The sequence below is a fragment of the Jannaschia sp. S6380 genome, from assembly GCF_023015695.1.
In the GTDB taxonomy this organism is placed as follows: Bacteria; Pseudomonadota; Alphaproteobacteria; order Rhodobacterales; family Rhodobacteraceae; genus Jannaschia.
In genome coordinates this window covers 23,557-40,325 of record NZ_JALKAS010000002.1, presented here as the reverse complement: position 1 = coordinate 40,325, position 16,769 = coordinate 23,557, and the positions used below count along the sequence as shown (strand labels likewise).

Genomic DNA, 16,769 nt, shown 5'->3' with positions numbered 1-16,769 from the left:
TCCACTCCTCTCAACCTGTGCCGCGCGCGGTCTGCGCACCCTGGCCCATGATGCGTTCCAACTCGCCCACCGTGTCGCGCAGACGGGGGCCGACCTCCTGTCGCATCCGCGCCACCGACAGGACGTCGGGCATCGCGCCGCAGGTGAAGACCACCGGCTCGCTCAACTCGCGCGGGTGGAAGGGCACCGCGACGGCGTGGATGTCACGCGCGAAATACTCCGCCGGGTCGGCGATGACATGGCCCTGCGTCATCAGCTGCGCGCCCGCATCGCGGCGGATCTCGGCGGCGCTCGCGTCGGTCAGATCCCGATCGCCGCGCGCGGCCTCGACCGCGGGCGCGACCTGACCGGGCGGCAATGCGGCCAACAGCGTGTGTCCCGAGGACGTTCCCTTGATCGGCAGCCTGTGCCCCACCTCGAGCCAGAGCGATGCGACCGTGCGCGGCCGCCAGGTCTTGACGATCAGCATCTTGCCGCCATCCCGCACCAGCAGGAGCGCGAGCGTCCGCGTCTCGTCGGCCAGCCGCTGCATCAGCGGACCCGACAGATCGACGAAGGAGATGGATGCCGCCGCGAGGTTGCCCAGGACCAGAAGCGCCGGACCGGGCCGATAGCGGTCATGCCGCCCCGCATGGGTCAGGTAGCCCAGGCTCGACAGCGTGAAGGTCAGCCGCGAAACGGTCGATTTCGGCAGGCCCGTGCGTTCGGAGATCTCGGCATTGCCCAGCCCGTCGTCGGAGGCCCGGAACGCGCGCAGCACGGATAGCCCGCGGGCCAGCGTGGTGGCGAAGCGGCGGTCGGTCTCGCCCGCGCCGTCCATCACATCGACCCCGGAATGAGGAGCGAGATGATCGGGAAGGCCATGATCAGGATCAGGACCAGCACATCCACCGTCAGGAAGCGCAGGATGCCCGCGAAGATGCGGTCGATCGGCACGTCGCGCCCGACCACGTTGGCGATGACGAAGACGTTCAGGCCGACGGGCGGCGTGATCAGCCCGATCTCCAGCAGTTTGATGACGACGACGCCGAACCAGATCAGGTCGAAGCCGTAGGTCTCGACCAGCGGTATCATCAGGGGCAGCGTCAGGACCATGATCCCGATCGGGTCGAGGAACATGCCCAGCAGCAGGTAGATCGCCGCGATGGCGATCAGCAGGACCACCGGCGAGAGCTGCGCGTCGGTGACCGCGCCCACGATGTCGGGCGCCACGCCGGTCAGCGCGATGAACGCCACGAAGATCTTGGCCGCGGCCGCGATCAGGAAGATGCTGGCGGTCTGCACGGCGGTCTCCCGCAGCGCCTCCCACAGCGACCGGAAGGTCAGCTTGCGCTGCGCGAAGCCGATCAGGATCGCGGCCGACACGCAGACCGCCGCCGCCTCGGTCGCGGTGAAATAGCCGCCGTAGATGCCGCCAACGATGACGACGAACAGCGCGACCGCCGGCCAGGCGTCGAGCGCGGCGCGGCCCTTGTCGCCCAGCGTGATCGTGCCGGTGAAGGCCGGCGCGGCGGACGGGTCGCGCCAGACCCAGACCCCGATGACGAGGATGAAGCCTAGAAGCGATAGCAGCCCCGGCAGGATGCCGGCGAGGAACAGCGCCGAGATCGAGGTCTCGGTGAAGATGCCGTAGATGATGAACAGGACCGATGGCGGAATGAGCGAGCCCAGCGTGCCGCCGGCCGCGACGCTCGCCGTGGCGAGGCGCTTGTCATAGCCCATGCGCAGCATCTCGGGCGAGCAGATGCGCCCCATGGTCGACGCGCAGGCGATGGACGATCCGGTGATCGCCGAGAACCCGCCGCAGCCCACGACGCTGGCCATCGCCACCCCGCCGGGGACGCGCGCCAGCCAGACGCGGGCGGCGTGGTAGATCTTGGTGGTGATGTCCGCGCGATAGGCGATGTGGCCCAGAGCCACGAAGAGCGGGATCATCGACAGGTCGTAGGAATGGATCAGGTCGAACGAGTTCGAGAATACCATCGACGTCGTCGGCCGGATCGCGCGGGCGGGGGCGAAGTCGCCGGTGCGGAAGGCGAACATGACGAAACTGCCGACGCTGGCCACCCCGGCCAGCGCGAAGGCGATGGGCACGCGGATCGCCAGCAGGCCGATGACGGCCGCGAAGGCCACGATGCCGACGAGGGTGCCGTCCATCAGTCGCGCTCCGCCAGGAGGTCGTCGGTGCCGGAACCTTCGGGGTCGATATGGCCGCACGCGCGGATCGTGCGGATGTCGCCGATCGCCATCAGCAGAAGGCGCAGCCAGCAGAAGGCTATCCCGATCAGGAATACCACCCGGCCCGGCCATTTCGGCAGGCCCAGCTCGCCGAAGAAGAACGTCCCCGACGCCAGCGTGCTCGTCGCTTCGTGGAAGCCCGCATAGATCAGCGGCGACAGGGCCGCGACGCCGAACAGGGTGCCGCCGACGATCAGCCAGTCCTGCACGCGGCGCGCCATCATCTTGGACAGGAACTCCACCACGATGTGCGCGCGCGCGGTCGTCGCGGCGGCCAGCGGCAGGACGATGGCCGCGACCATCAGTTCGGCCACCATGACGGTCGTGTCGGGGATGCCGCCATTGACCGTCGCGCGCAGGACCACCGTCGCGGTGATCAGCACGCACAGGCCGATGATCGCGATCACCGCCAGGTCGAGCAGAAGCCGTTCGATCCGATGCAGCATGCACAGGCTCCGATCAGGGGGTATCGGGGCGCCCGACCGGGCACCCCACGGCGGTCAACGCGTCCAGGGATAGCCCTGGTCGTCCCGTTCCTGGGCATATTTGTCCAGCAGCCCGCGATACTCCTCAAGCAGCGCCGCACCGTCGAGACCGGCCATCCCGGCCTGCTCGACCCAGGCGTCGACATATTGCGCGCCCTGCTCGACCATCTTGTCGCGCTCGGCGGCGTCCAGTTCGATCACCTCGACGCCGGCGTCCTTCATGGTCTGGATCGCGGCCTCGTTGTCGGCGGTGATCAGCTCGCCCAGCTTGTCGGCCATCGCCACGCCGGCCTCGCCCAGCGCGGTCTGAACGTCGGGCGACAGGGCGTCGTAGCTGTCCTTGTTCATGAAGATGCCGAGCGCGCCGACCTGACCCCAATCGAGGAGCGTGTAGGAAGTGATCACCTCCTGCTGCTTGAGCGCGGCCACGGCGTAGGAATAGCCCTGGCTGCAATCCAGAAGACCGGTGTCGAGACCCTGATAGGCGTCGTAGATCGACATCGGCACCATGTTGGCGCCGAAATCCTTGAACGTGTCGCCATAGGCGCCGACGCCCCGGACCTTCAGCCCCTCGATGTCGTCGGTGCTGCGGATGGCGGCGTCCTTGCAGCCGATATTGACGGCCGACGTGGTGAAGGTGCCCAGATAGACGAGGTTCTGATCGGCGAGGCTGGCCTGGATCGCGTCCGAATTGCGCATCAGGTCGTCGGTCGCACGCATGCCGACCCAAGCATCGGCGTTGCGCAGCGGCAGATCGGCGATGCCGTAGCCCACCATCTCCTGCGGGAAATAGACACCGACGATGGTGCCCAGATCGGCGACGCCGTCGGCAATGGAACCGGCGGCGGCGTTGGCCTTGAACAGCGCGCCGCCCCATTGGACGTCGATCGCGACCTCGCCATCCGTGCGGGCCTCGACATCGTCGACGAAGCTTTGCAGCGCCTCGGCGCGGGCGCCGCGATTCGGCCCCGCCTCGCCCAGGATCAGCGTCGTCTGTGCCGATGCGGCAGCGGCGGCCACGCAGAATGCGGCCGTGGTCAACAGGCGTTTCATGAAATCTCCTCCCAGAGTTCCGCTATGCGGAATTGTATTCCGTAATGCGAAACGCTAGCGTAGGAGCGTTCTGATTGCAACCGTGACGGGGGCGCTCGGGGGATCGGTTCAGGACGCGCGATCCCGCAGCGGGCGCAGCATCCCCTGGATCCGCACGCCCTGGACGGCGACGTGGTCGCGCAAGGCATCCGCGGCCCCGTCGGCATCGCCCTCGCGCAGACATCGGGTGATCGCCCGATGCTCGGCCAGCGATTGCGCCATGCGGCCCCGCTGGCGCAGCTGCGCGCGACGATACGGGCGCAACCGGTCGTGCAGGCGGCGCAGCTCCTGCTCCAAGAAGACGTTGCCCGTCCCCGCATAGATGATGGCATGGAAGACGGCGTTCTCGTCGTAGTAGCGGTCGGTGTCGCCCGCCTCGACCGCCGCGGCGCAGCGCGCGTTCGCCTCCTGCAGGCGGGCGATGTCGGCGGCGTCCATGCGGGTCGCCGCCAGCCGTCCGGCGACGGCTTCCCACTCCGCCATCGTCTCGAACATGTCGAGGAGGTCCGCCACATCGGGCTGGCGCACGAAGACGCCGCGCCGGGGCAGATGTTCGACCATCCCGCCCGCCACCAGGATCCGCAGCGCCTCGCGCACCGGGGTCCGTGAGACGTCGAAACGCGCGGCGATACGGCCCTCGTCGAGCCGCTCTCCCTCGGGAATGTCGCCGGCGATGATGCGACGCTCGATATCCTGTGCGATTTCGGCGGCTCTCGACATCTTCAACCTCGCATACCCTGTCACAGTTCTTGTATACGAGATTGTTGACATAGTGTGCAAGAAATGCTTCCCCTGTCATTCAGGCGGCCCGAGAGAGCCGACCCAAGGGAGGACGACATGAAACAGAGAACCGCCATTCTGGGCGCAGCAGTTCTGCTCGGCACCGCGGGCGCCGCATCGGCCGAGACGCTGCGCCTGTCGCATCAGTGGTCCACGCAGGATATCCGCCACCAGGTCGCGCAGATGATCGCCGACGACGTGGCCGCCGCCGATGTCGACCTCGATATCCGCATCTTCCCCTCGGCCTCGCTCTTCAAGGCGCGCGAGCAGTACACGCCGCTCAGCCGTGGACAGCTCGACATGACGGTCCTGCCGCTCAGCTATGCGGGTGGGCAGCGGCCGGCCTACAACCTGACGCTGATGCCGGGGCTGGTGAAGAACCACGACCACGCCGCGCGCCTGAACGACAGCCCGTTCATGGAGGACATCAAGGCCACCTTGGCCGAGGACGATGTCGTCGTGCTGGTCGACGGCTACCTGGCGGGGGGCTTCGCCGGCAAGGACGGCTGCATCACCGGACCGGACGACATGCAGGGCAAGCAGACCCGTGCTGCCGGCAAGGCGTTCGAGCAGATGCTGGCGGGCGCCGGCGCCTCGATCGCGTCAATGGCCTCGTCGGAGATCTACAACGCGATGCAGACCGGCGTGCTGGACGCGGCCAACACCTCGTCCTCGTCCTTCGTCAGCTACCGCATCTACGAACAGGTCGCCTGCTACACCCCGCCGGGCGAATACGCGCTGTGGTTCATGTACCAGCCGCTGTTGATGAACAAATCCGCCTATGACGCGCTCTCCGACGAACAGCGCGCCGCCCTCGACGCCGCCGCCGAGAAGGCCGAGGCGTTCTATCTGGAGGAGGCCAAGAAGGAGGACGCCGAGAGCCGCCGCGTCTTCCAGGAGAACGGCGTCGAGATCGCCGACATGTCCGCCGAGGAGTTCGAGGCCTGGCGCGCCTTGGCGGCCGAGACCTCCTACAAGGCTTTCGTCGAGGAACTGCCTGAGGGCCAGGCCCTGCTCGACAAGGCGCTCGCCGTCGAATGATGCCGCACCCCCGGCGTGTCCGCGCCGGGGGCGACCATGCCGGGGGGAATCCTAGATGACCGACAGTGACGGCGACGCCTTCACCCGAACCGTCGGCTGGATGTCGACCATCGCGGGCTGGATCTCGGCTGCGATGATCGTCGCCGCCGTGGGCATCACCTGCCAGATGATCTTCGTGCGCTTCGTCCTGAATGCCTCGACCGTCTGGCAGACCGAGATGGTGATCTACCTCGTCATCGCCGCGACCCTGGTCGGCCTGCCCTACGTCCAGAAGCTGCGCGGCCACGTCAATGTCGACCTGATCCCCATCGCGCTCGCCCCGCGACCCCGCCGGATCATGTTCTTTGCCACGATCAGCGCCTCGACCCTGATCATCCTCGTCATGGCCTTCTACGGGTTCGAGTTCTGGCACTTCGCCTGGGACCGGGGCTGGAAATCCGACACCGTCTGGGGCGTCCGCCTCTGGATCCCCTACATGTCCATTCCCGCCGGGTTCGGCCTGCTGGCCTTGCAGATGATCGCCGACCTCTGGGCCGTCGCGCGTGGCTACGACAAGCCCTTCGGCCTGCCCGACCGCGACCCGCTCGCCGCACGCGCGGCCTCCGGGGGGCACTGAATGGACCCGCTCGTCCTCGGCGCGCTGGTCGCGCTTGTCACCATCCTCGTCCTCTTCTCGGGCATGTCCGTCGCGGTCGGCCTGCTGGTCGTGTCGGCCGGGTTCCTGATCGTCTTCGACGGCATGCGCAGCCTGGAACTCATGCCCGAGATCCTGTTCGGCAAGCTCGACAATTTCGCGCTCCTGGCGATCCCGATGTTCATCATCATGGGCGCCTCCATCGCCTCGACCCGCGCCGGCGCCGACCTCTACGAGGCGCTTGAGCGCTGGTTGACCCGGGTGCCCGGCGGCCTCGTCATCTCCAACCTGGGCGCCTGCGCGCTCTTCTCGGCCATGTCCGGCTCCTCGCCCGCGACCTGCGCGGCCATCGGCAAGATGGGTATCCCCGAGATGCGCAAGCGCGGCTATCCCGACGGCGTCGCGGCGGGCTCCATCGCGGCGGGCGGGACGCTGGGCATCCTGATCCCACCTTCGGTCACGATGATCGTCTACGGCATCGCGACCGAAACCTCGATCGGGCGGCTGTTCCTGGCGGGCGTGATCCCCGGCATGCTGCTCGTGGGGCTGTTCATGGCCTGGTCGATCTGGTCGACCTGGCGGTCCGGCAACCTCGCCGTGCTGACGGCCACGACCTATTCCTGGCGCCAGCGGGTCGAGGTGCTGCCCCGTGTCCTGCCGTTCCTCGTGATTATCCTGGGTGTGCTTTACGCCATGTATGGCGGCATCGCGACACCGTCGGAAACCGCCGCCGTCGGCGCGCTCCTGTGCCTGCTGATCGCGATGGTGATCTACCGCCTGTGGTCTCCCGCCGCACTCTGGACGGTGCTGCGCGACAGCACCAAGGAATCGGTGATGATCCTGTTCATCATCGCCGCCGCCGGCGTCTTTTCCTACATGCTGTCCTCGCTCTTCATCACGCAATCCATCGCCGAATGGATCGGGACGCTCGACGTGAACCGCTGGGTGCTGATGGGGGCGGTCAACGTGTTCCTGCTGGTCGCGGGGTTCTTCCTGCCGCCGGTCGCGGTGATCCTGATGGCGGCACCGATCCTTCTGCCGATCATCCTGGCCGCCGGGTTCGACCCGATCTGGTTCGCCGTGGTTCTGACCATCAACATGGAGATCGGGCTGATCTCGCCGCCCGTGGGCCTCAACCTCTACGTCATCAACGGCATCGCGCCCGACATCCCGCTCAAGACGATCCTGACCGGCTCGCTCCCGTTCGTGGCCTGCATGGTGGTGGCGATCGTGCTGCTGTGCCTGTTCCCGGGCCTGGCCACATGGCTGCCGGACGCGGTGATGGGGCCGGCGCTGTGAACGGGCTGGCCGGACTGCTCGCGACGGTCTTCGACCGCCGCTACATGGGCGCGGCCGGCAGCGACGGGCGCAGCATCGAGACCCTGTGCAAGGCCCTGATGGCCGCGCGCGACGAAATCTCGGGCATGGAGCTGGCCCGGCGCGTGCTCGACCGCTACGGCACGCTGACCGCCGGGGCGCGGGCCGCGTTCTTCGCCTTCCTGGCCCGCGACATGGAGATCGAAGCGGACGCCGCAGCCTCCGCCCTCGCGGCCTACAGGGCCGATCCCGGCCCCGAGACCCATGCCCGCCTGATGGCCGCGTCCGAGCCGCCGCGACAGGAACTCGCCCGCCGCCTGAACCGCGTGCCCGGCGCGACCGCGCGGATCGTGTCGATGCAGGCCGACCTCCGCCGGGCCGCGCAGGACGATCCGTCGCTGCGCGTGGTGCAGGCCGATCTGGTCCATCTCCTGCGGTCCTGGTTCAACCGCGGCTTTCTTGTGCTGCGGCCGATCAACTGGGACAGCCCGGCCAGCATCCTGCAGAAGATCATCGAATACGAGGCCGTGCACACCATCGACGACTGGGACGATCTGCGCCGCCGTTTGCAGCCGCCTGACCGGCGCTGCTTCGCGTTCTTCCACCCGGCCATGCCCGACGAGCCGCTGATCTTCGTCGAGGTGGCACTGACCCGCGGCATTCCCGGCGCGATCGGAGATGTCCTTGCCGAGGACCGCAAGGCGCTTCCGGTCGAAGACGCGGACACGGCCGTGTTCTATTCCATCTCCAACTGCCAGCCGGGTCTGGGCGGCGTCTCGTTCGGCAATTTGCTGATCAAGCAGGTTGTGGCCGATCTGACGGCGGAACTGCCGCGGCTTCGCACGTTCGTCACGCTTTCGCCCGTTCCGGGCCTGGCCGTATGGATGGACGTCGCCGGCCTGTCGCCCGGCGACGCCGACCTGCGCGCGCTCGCGGCCCACTTTCTGCTGCGGGTGCGGCGTGGCGACCTGCCCCGGGATCCGGTCGCGCGGTTCCATCTGGGCAACGGCGCCACGATCCACGACATCCACGCGGACGCCGACCCGTCCGAGGCGGGGCAGGCGCAGTCCCATGGCGTGATGGTCAATTACCTCTACGATCCCGCGCGGATCGGGCGAAACCTCGAAGACCTGCCCAAGGGTCGGATCGCGGCCTCCCGCACCGTTCAGGCCCTCGCCCGCCAGGCCCCCATATCCGAGACCACGCAATGACCAATCCGCTCTACGACACGCTCTTCGCCCGCCACAGGGACAGCGACGCGCCCTTCATGTACCTGAACGGCCGGGCGATGCCCTATGGCGCCTTCGTCGACCGGGCCGCACGGATGGCGGGCGCCATGGGCGCGCTGGGCCTCGAACCCGGCGACAGGCTGGCCGCGCAGGTCGGAAAATCCCCCGATGCGGTCGCGCTCTATGCCGCCTGCGCCGCGGCAGGCGTCGTGCTGCTGCCGCTCAACACTGCCTACACGCCGGCGGAGATCGCCTATTTCGTCTCGGACGCCGAGGCCGCGCTGTTGGTGGCCGATCCCGGCGCCGAGGCCGCGCTGACCGAGGTCGCCCACCAGGCCGGTGCGCGCATCGCGACGCTGGGGCAGGACGGCGGCGGGTCGCTGGCCGAGGCGACGGACGCGGCCGACCCCGCCGAGCCCGTCGCGCGGGACGAAAGCGATCTCGCGGCGTTCCTCTATACGTCGGGGACGACAGGGCGGTCCAAGGGCGCGATGCTGAGCCAGGGCAACCTGCTCTCGAACGCGCGGACGCTGACGGACCACTGGCGTTTCGACGCAGGTGACAACCTGATCCATGCGCTGCCCATCTTCCACACGCATGGCCTGTTCGTGGCGATCAACGTCACGCTGACGGCCGGCGGCGCGATGACGTTCCTGCCGCGCTTCGACATCGATGCCATCCTGGATGCGATGCCCGGGGCCACGGCGATGATGGGCGTGCCCACCTTCTATACCCGCCTGCTGGCCGATCCGCGCCTCGACCGGGAGCGGACGGCGAACATGCGGCTCTTCGTGTCCGGTTCGGCCCCGATGCTGCCGGAGACGCACCGGCAATGGACCGAACGCACGGGCCACCGCATCCTGGAACGCTACGGCATGACCGAGACGAACATGAACACCTCGAACCCCTACGAGGGCGAGCGGCGGCCTGGCACGGTCGGCCTGCCGCTGCCCGGCGTCGATCTGCGCATCTGCACGCCTGGCACGACCGATCCCGTCCCGCAGGGCGAAACCGGGATGATCGAGGTCCGGGGGCCAAACGTCTTCCAGGGCTACTGGCGCATGCCCGAGAAGACGGCCGCCGAGCTGCGCCCCGACGGCTGGTTCATCACGGGCGACTTGGGCCGGCAAGACGCCGAAGGCTACGTCACCATCGTCGGGCGCGACAAGGATCTGGTGATTTCGGGCGGGTTCAACATCTACCCGCGCGAGGTGGAGGAGGTGCTGGACGCGCAGCCGGGCGTGCTGGAATCGGCGGTAATCGGCATCCCGCATCCCGACCTGGGCGAGGGCCTGCTGGCCGTCGTCGTGCCCGACGGCGACACACCGCCCGAAGAGACCCTGCGCCGCGCGTTAGAGACGGAACTGGCACGGTTCAAACAACCCCGCCTCTACGTGTTCGCGCCCGAACTGCCGCGCAACACGATGGGCAAGGTCCAGAAGGCGGCGCTGCGCCGAACGCATGCCGGGGCCTTCGACGCGACCTAACCTGTGGCGGCCGTGGCCTGCGACACCGGGTCGGACAGGGCGCCGGCGCGGACGGTACGGCGCAGCTCATGGGCGGCGAAGCGGATGTCCGGGGCGTCTTGATCCAACCCACGGCGTGCCAGGTCATACAGGCGTTCATAGCTGTCGATCATCCGGTCGAGCGTGAACAGGCGGGCGACCCGATCCCGCGCCCGCAGACGCGGGATCGCCATCGCCGCGCACAGCGCCCGGGCCAGGCCCGCCGGGTCGTCGCGGGGCGCGAAACTGCCCGCGTCGCCGATCACCTCGCGCACGGCGCCCATGTCGATGGCCGCGACGGGCAGGCCGGTGGCCATCGCCTCGATCGCGGCCAGGCCGAACGGCTCATCCCAGAGCGGCGTGAACAGCATGGCCGAGGCGCGACCGATGGCATCGGCCAGTTCGAACCCCTGCAGATGCCCGCCATAGCGCAGGCCGGGGCCCAGATGGGGCGCAACGGCCTGGTTGAAATAGTCCTCGTGCTCCACCGCGCCCAACACCGTCAGGGGCACGCCCGCGATCCGGGCTGCCTCGATCGCCAGATGGGTGCCCTTGTTCGGCGTGATCCGCCCCGCCCAGACCGCGCTGCCATCGCCCGTGGGTCGAAACGGCCAGAGATCGGTCAGGATGCCGTTATGGACGACCGCCGCCGCGTCGGACGCCCCGTCCGGCCACCAGCGCCGCGCCTGGGCCTCGGATGTGACGGTGAAGCGGCTCCAGGGGGCGGCACTCTGGTGCACGGCGCGCTGCAGGACCTTGAAGGGCGGCACATGCAACGAGGTCACCATGGGCAGACGTTCGGCGCGGGCCAGACGCGGGGGAAACCGGTGCAGGCTGTTGTTGTGGATGACGTCGAACCCACCCGCCGCCAGTTCGTCCATGATCGCGGCGAACCCGGCATCGACATGGTCGTTCAGGATGTCGGTGCCGTGAAAGTCGTGCCAGGGGAAGCGCGCGTCGTAATGTACGGGCAGGATCGGGCGCAGCGCGACGCCCGCCGGCAGGGCCGCCGCGCTGTCGCCGCTGGCGAACAGCGTCACCTCGTGGTCGCGGCCCGCCAGCGCGGCGGCCAGATGCCAGGAGTGCGCCTCCATCCCACCCATGAAGGGCGGCGCGATCGGGTGGCGGACATGGGCGACAACGGCGATGCGCATCATTCGGCCGCGAAGGGCGCGCGTCCCGCCGGGGTCAGCATCTCGCGCTGCCCACGGTCCAGGCGGGCCTGCCGGACCTTGGGCGACGCGTCGTCCGGCGGCAGGCCTGCCTGCGCCCGCGCCCGATCCTGCAGCAGGCGCATGACGCGACCGCTGGCGGCATAGGGCATGTCTTCCTGCTGACGGCAGAGCGCGAAATCCTCCGCGTCGGGCGCGCGAAGGATGCGCAGACCCGCATCGGTCGGCTCGATCAGGCCCATCATCCGGAAGGCGTGGAGCCAATGCTCCATCGTCCGGTGGCCCCATTTCTGGGCGAAGAGCTCGGCGTTGCGGATGATCGACGGGATGTGGTGGATCGGCGGCATGCAATGCGGGTGGTACTGGTGATAGACGCGCGCGCCCCGCACCCACCAGATCGGGATACCCCGTTCGGACAGGCTGCGGCCGAAATCGGTGTCCTCGCCGCCATACCCCACGAACCGGGTGTCGAACCCGCCCGACGCGTCCCAGTCCCGGCGGTGCAGCGCGAAGTTTAGCGACCAGAAACAGCGGTAGTCTTCGCAGCGCCGCCGATCCCCTTCGGGCGGACCCTGACGGTCGCAATGCCGCACGCCCAACTCGGCGAAACGGTCGTATGTCCAGCCTTCCGCCGCCGCGCCGGCGGGCAAATACAGCACCTCGCCCATCGACAAGCCCTGGCTTGGCCCGACCATGCGGGCGTAGTCGGCGATCAGTTTGGGCGCGGGGATGCAATCCACGTCGAGGAAGGCCAGCACCTCGCCATGCGCCGCCTCGGCCACGCGGTTGCGCGCACGTGCCAGCGGAAGCTCCCGGCCCCTCACCCGAACCTGGCGCACCGGAAAGGACGTCGCGGGCAGGTCGTCATAGAGATCCTCCTGCATCACACCGATGACCAGTTCGGACGGCGGCCGCGTCTGCCGCGTCAGGCCGATCACGAGGTTTCGCAGATGGGTCGCACGCCCCCGCGCAAGCGTCAGCGCCGAGACGGGGGGCATGGCGGATCGGGTCATTCGATGGCTCCTGCAGAGTCGGGGGATACGGGGGTCACGGACGTTCCGGCACGCAGCTTTCGCGCAAGCCGGTCCAGCCAGCGCGCGGCCTTGCGATCGGCTTCGGGATCGACAAGCGCGATCTGGCGCGCGGGGTCGTGCGACGCGCGGACCTGACGGATCGCGGCATCCCAAGCCGCGGCCGAGGACGGCAGATGCGGCAGGTGCAGCGCCACGCCGGCGCGGGCGAGCGCGCGGGCCTTCTCGACCTGCTCGTCGAAATACCGCCATTCCGGCACGGCCAGCCAGGGGCGTCCGGCTCCCAGGATCTGATGGCAGGTCGTGTTTCCGGTCGAGGCGATGACCAAATCCGCCGCAGCCAGATAGTCGCCGACGTTCTCGACCCAACCGTCATGCCGCAGGTTCGCAGGCTCGGTGCCGTGCCAGTCGCGAACGACCTGACCGATCGACAGCCACTGGACGTCGGGCATCGCGCGCGCGCCCACGGCCAGCGGTGCGGAGGCGAAGCCCGACCCGCCACTGCCCGATATCGTCACGAACACGGGGGTATCGGGCCGCAGACCCAGTCGCGCGCGCGCCGCCCGGCGATCGGGCAGATCGGTCGCCGTGCCCAGGCCCCCGGCGAAGCACGCCTTCCGTCGCATCTGATCCGTCCAGTCCGGCTGCGACAGCCTATCGTCGCAGGGCACCAGAAATCCCGCCGCCCCGTCATAGGCGGCCCGGTGGCCCGGGTCGGACCGGTCGCCATGCTGCAGGACGGCCACATGCGGCACCGAACAGAGGCGCGCCAACTGCGCGACCTCGGCCGAGACGTCGCAGACGATCAGGGCCGGATCGGCACGGGCGAACCAGCCGGCGATCTGCGCCATCGCCTCGCGGATGGCGGGCCAGCCCAGCGGCGCGCAGTGAACCGTGCGCGGCGCCGGCACCCAGTCGGCCGGCACCTCGTCGCCCCGTGGCTCGAAAAGGGAAGGGATGCGCACGATTTCGACGTTGGGGCGAAGCCGGGGAAAGATGTCGTCGCGTGCGCAGAACACGGTGACTGGGCGGCTTTCCGGCAAGGCGTTGACCACGGCCGCACAGCGTTCGGCGTGACCCCGGCCCTGATGATGCACGAAATAGCCGATGGGTGGCTGCGCCGCACGGTCCGGGTCGAAACGCGCGGTCATTCGCCGGCCTGTTCCGCGCCGACCCGGGCGACGTCGAAACACGGCGGACTTGCCAGGCCGAGGGCGGCCAGCCCCTCCAGCACGCCGTCGGCATGGCACGTCCGGGTCCGATGCACGTGGCGCCCCAGATCGCGCATCGCCATTTCGGGTAGGGCATTCGCGACCAGGATGCCGCGGCCGCAGCCCGCCAGCATGTCCGCGTCGTTGCCGCTGTCGCCGGCGGCGATGCAGTCGCGCAGGGTCAGGCCGAGTTGCGCGGCCACGAACGCCACCGCACTCGCCTTGCCGCCATTGGGTGCCAGCACGTCGATCAGCCGTCCATGGGAGGGCACGACCCGGGCCGCGACCCCCGCCGTGTCCAGACGCGCCCGCAGGTCGTCCGCCTCTGCAGCCGTGCCGAAGGCGGCCAGCTTCCAGCGGCGTTGTTCGACGGCAGGCTGCATCACCACCCCACTCGCCTCGAGGATTTCGAGGGCGCCGGTCCGGTTCCAACCCTCGTCCAGCCGAGCGGCGTAATCTTTCGACAGAGACAAACGGCCCTGTTCGTCACGCATGTGGATCTCCGTCCCGACGGCGGTGACGAAGATCTCCGGCTCCATCAGGTCCCAGTCGGCCAGAACGGCGCGGGCCTCGGTGATGGCCCGACCGGTCGCGACGGCCAGCGCGATCCCTTGCGCTTCTCCGCCTCCGACCCAGGCCGAGAACCGCGTTGCGGCCGACCGGTCGCCGGTCAGCGTGTGATCGATGTCGCAGGCCAGCAGATGATGCGGCGCCCCCCTGGGCGTCCGCACCCCGGATCCGAGCGCGCCATAGATGCGCGCCACGCGGTCGGCCCAGCCGTCCCACTGGAAGGCGCCGATACCGGCCCGACCGGCCCGCGCCGCGGCATCCCATGCGACCGGATCGAAGACGAGGCCGCGAATGGCCGCGGCGATGGCCCCGGTATCCCGCGGATCGACGAGGGTTCCGTGACCGATGGTGCCGACGATATCCACCGGACCCCCTTCGCGGGTGGCCACCACGGGCAGCCCAGCCTGCGCGGCCTCAAGCAGCGTCAGGCCGAAGGGTTCGTGGAAGGACGGGTTGGCGAAGACCCCGCGACGGGCGGCCGCCAGGCGGTAGAGCTGCGCGACCTCGCGCGGGCCGTGACGAGGTGGCAGGGCCACGCGGCCCGTCAGCCCTTCGGCCAAGACGGTTTGGCGAAGGCCGTCGATGACCTGTCGCGTCTCGCCCGTCTCCTCGGCACCGTTGCCGTCCTGACCGGCCAGGATCACCAGGTTCGTAGCGGCGCGCAGCGCGGGATCGTCGGCATAGGCCCTGACCAAAGCGATAAGGTTCTTGCGCATCACGGGCCGCGCGATCGCCAGGATCAACGGGCGCGCCGGACTATCCAGAAGCGGATCGACCAGCGCGCGTGCGGCGGCGAGATCGCCGGGGGCGGCGTCCAGCGGCGGCACGCCGGGCGGGACACGGTGCACCCATCCGTCGACATCGGCGCCGTAGGCCTGAACCTGTCGCTCGGCCTCGTCCCGGGAGGACACGATCACGGCGTCGGATCGCAGGAGGGCCCGGCGTTCATCGTCGATCCGACGGTCCAGCACCGGGTTCCGGTCGGCATCCATGCAACGCCGCTTGTCGATGCCGAGCGAATGGGGCGTGTAGGCGGTGACGACGCCGAAATGTTGGGATGCCGCCCATGCCAGGCGGGCCGCGTCGGCGAAATGGGCATGGATCACGTCCGGGCGACGGTCGGCCCGCAACAGGAGATCCAGATAGGCATCCGTCAGCGCCGGGATTTCCTCGGCCAGCGCCTCCTTCGACAGATAGGCGCGGTTCGCCGTCTCGAGCCGAAGGATACGGAGCTTGGGCCCGACATCCTGCACGACCTGTGCATGCACGCGCCCCAGCGTCGGGTCGTCGAACGCGCGGGTCACGATGTCGACGCCGGAGATGTCGGGCCGCCGCGCCTGCGCTGCTGCCGCGCCCAGAATATAGGCGATATGGCCGCCCGTATCCTCGGTCAGGCCATACTGGACGGAAGGCGCAGTGAGACAGCCGCCGAGAGCGATGTGCTGGATATACATAGGAAAATTCCATTGCTTGTCCGTAAACGCCGGATCAGCATTCGGGTTCCTGAACGAATCGGGCATCCGGGTGCGACGATTGGCCCTTGTCCGATTCGACCTAGAAACCGGGTTGGGGTGCGGCTCATCCCCGTATGCGAAGGACGAGGAAGAATGCCCCTGCGACACCGCTATCTCTTCGTCGGCGGCCTGCATCGTTCGGGCACCAGCCTCGTCGCACGGATGGCGGCTTCGCTGCCCGGCGCCGGCGGGATTCAGGGTGCCCCCGTCCCCGAAAACGAGGGCGTCTATCTGCAAGGGGCGATCCCGCATGACGCGCTCAAGGGTCGGCCGATGCGGTTCGCCACCGACCCGGCGGAGCACCTGACCGAGGCGAGCCCGCTGAACCGGCTGGAGACCCGCCAGCGGATGGAGGCGGACTGGACCCCCTGGTTTCGGCCGGACCTGGCCTGGCGGGTCGAGAAATCACCGGTCAACCTGACGCGCATGCGCCTGCTGCAACAGCTGTTCCCCCTCTCGCAGTTCCTTGTGGTGCTGCGCCACCCCGAGGCGGTGGCCGCGGCCATGTCGAAATGGACCGACCGTCACCCCGGCGCGCTGATGGATCATTGGCTTGAGGCGCATGAACGACTGGTTCGGGACCTGCGGCATCTGCATGCCGTCCTAATCTTGCGCTACGAGGACGTGGTCCGCGACCCCGGCGCGACGATCCGCGGCCTGTCGGCCTTCCTGGACGTCGTCGCACCGACAGACGCCGTGGGCGAGCCGATCCGCGACGGCAATACCGACTATCCGGACGCCATGCCCATGACCGGGGCGCAGACTGCACGGGCCGCGAGATGGGGATACGGTCCGAACCTTGGCGTCGATCCGAACTGGTCGCTTGCGCCCGCGCATCCGCTCCGCGATGTACGCGACGCCACTTCGACCGCGCTCGGCATGAAATAGCCATCGATGCGCCACGTTCTGGCCGGTATATTTCGATGACGCTCCGGCCGATGGTCCGGGCG

General features: G+C 68.9%; 15 protein-coding genes. 6 read left to right on the top strand and 9 right to left on the bottom strand.

The features are described 5' to 3' along the window. Positions 1 to 10: 10 nt before the first annotated feature. The 5 genes from MWU52_RS13205 to MWU52_RS13185 form a co-directional block, all read right to left on the bottom strand. Positions 11 to 820: an IclR family transcriptional regulator gene (locus MWU52_RS13205; RefSeq protein ID WP_246954577.1), complete on the bottom strand. Its 810-nt coding sequence runs from the start codon at positions 818 to 820 to the stop codon at positions 11 to 13. Then, complete coding sequence (locus MWU52_RS13200; RefSeq protein WP_246953003.1) at positions 820 to 2,157, bottom strand: TRAP transporter large permease; 1,338 nt, start codon at positions 2,155 to 2,157, stop codon at positions 820 to 822. Before MWU52_RS13200 ends, MWU52_RS13205 begins: the two co-directional genes overlap by 1 nt. Further along, complete coding sequence (locus tag MWU52_RS13195; RefSeq protein WP_246953001.1) at positions 2,157 to 2,684, bottom strand: TRAP transporter small permease; 528 nt, start codon at positions 2,682 to 2,684, stop codon at positions 2,157 to 2,159. Before MWU52_RS13195 ends, MWU52_RS13200 begins: the two co-directional genes overlap by 1 nt. Before the next feature lie 54 nt (positions 2,685 to 2,738). Next, complete coding sequence (locus tag MWU52_RS13190) at positions 2,739 to 3,776, bottom strand: C4-dicarboxylate TRAP transporter substrate-binding protein (RefSeq protein ID WP_246953000.1); 1,038 nt, start codon at positions 3,774 to 3,776, stop codon at positions 2,739 to 2,741. A gap of 108 nt (positions 3,777 to 3,884) precedes the next feature. Continuing rightward, positions 3,885 to 4,535, bottom strand: a complete 651-nt coding sequence (locus tag MWU52_RS13185; protein ID WP_348645520.1) for a GntR family transcriptional regulator — start codon at positions 4,533 to 4,535, stop codon at positions 3,885 to 3,887. A gap of 117 nt (positions 4,536 to 4,652) precedes the next feature. Between MWU52_RS13185 and dctP the strand changes: the two genes are divergently transcribed. The 5 genes from dctP to MWU52_RS13160 are packed head-to-tail and all read left to right on the top strand — an operon-like array spanning position 4,653 to position 10,303. Next, a complete protein-coding gene (gene dctP / locus MWU52_RS13180; RefSeq protein ID WP_246952996.1) occupies positions 4,653 to 5,636 on the top strand; it encodes a TRAP transporter substrate-binding protein DctP in 984 nt (327 codons plus the stop codon). 55 nt (positions 5,637 to 5,691) lie between these two features. After that, positions 5,692 to 6,252 carry a TRAP transporter small permease gene (locus tag MWU52_RS13175; protein WP_246952995.1) on the top strand — a complete coding sequence of 187 codons (561 nt, stop codon included), beginning with the start codon at positions 5,692 to 5,694 and terminating at the stop codon, positions 6,250 to 6,252. After that, the gene (locus MWU52_RS13170) at positions 6,253 to 7,569 is read left to right on the top strand and encodes a TRAP transporter large permease (RefSeq protein ID WP_246952993.1); all 1,317 of its coding nucleotides are present in this window, start codon (positions 6,253 to 6,255) and stop codon (positions 7,567 to 7,569) included. Beyond that, entirely contained in the window at positions 7,533 to 8,798 is a 1,266-nt protein-coding gene (locus MWU52_RS13165) for a malonyl-CoA decarboxylase (protein WP_281494131.1), read from the top strand. The genes MWU52_RS13170 and MWU52_RS13165 overlap by 37 nt, the downstream gene beginning before the upstream one ends. Continuing rightward, entirely contained in the window at positions 8,795 to 10,303 is a 1,509-nt protein-coding gene (locus tag MWU52_RS13160) for a malonyl-CoA synthase (RefSeq protein ID WP_246952991.1), read from the top strand. Before MWU52_RS13165 ends, MWU52_RS13160 begins: the two co-directional genes overlap by 4 nt. On the opposite strand, the gene MWU52_RS13155 is transcribed toward MWU52_RS13160, so the two are convergent. From MWU52_RS13155 to MWU52_RS13140, 4 genes are read right to left on the bottom strand one after another with little or no spacing between them, the layout of a single operon-like run. Beyond that, positions 10,300 to 11,478: a glycosyltransferase gene (locus tag MWU52_RS13155; RefSeq protein WP_246952988.1), complete on the bottom strand. Its 1,179-nt coding sequence runs from the start codon at positions 11,476 to 11,478 to the stop codon at positions 10,300 to 10,302. The genes MWU52_RS13160 and MWU52_RS13155 overlap by 4 nt on opposite strands. Continuing rightward, positions 11,475 to 12,506 carry a galactosyltransferase-related protein gene (locus MWU52_RS13150; protein WP_246952986.1) on the bottom strand — a complete coding sequence of 344 codons (1,032 nt, stop codon included), beginning with the start codon at positions 12,504 to 12,506 and terminating at the stop codon, positions 11,475 to 11,477. The genes MWU52_RS13155 and MWU52_RS13150 overlap by 4 nt, the downstream gene beginning before the upstream one ends. Further along, positions 12,503 to 13,675, bottom strand: a complete 1,173-nt coding sequence (locus MWU52_RS13145; protein WP_246952985.1) for a glycosyltransferase — start codon at positions 13,673 to 13,675, stop codon at positions 12,503 to 12,505. The genes MWU52_RS13150 and MWU52_RS13145 overlap by 4 nt, the downstream gene beginning before the upstream one ends. Further along, positions 13,672 to 15,759 (bottom strand): HAD-IIB family hydrolase, encoded by a 2,088-nt coding sequence (locus tag MWU52_RS13140; protein ID WP_246952983.1) that lies wholly within the window; start codon positions 15,757 to 15,759, stop codon positions 13,672 to 13,674. The genes MWU52_RS13145 and MWU52_RS13140 overlap by 4 nt, the downstream gene beginning before the upstream one ends. A gap of 153 nt (positions 15,760 to 15,912) precedes the next feature. Between MWU52_RS13140 and MWU52_RS13135 the strand changes: the two genes are divergently transcribed. Beyond that, positions 15,913 to 16,707, top strand: coding sequence for a sulfotransferase (locus MWU52_RS13135; protein ID WP_246952981.1), 795 nt, complete (start codon positions 15,913 to 15,915; stop codon positions 16,705 to 16,707). The last annotated feature ends 62 nt before the right edge of the window (positions 16,708 to 16,769 follow it).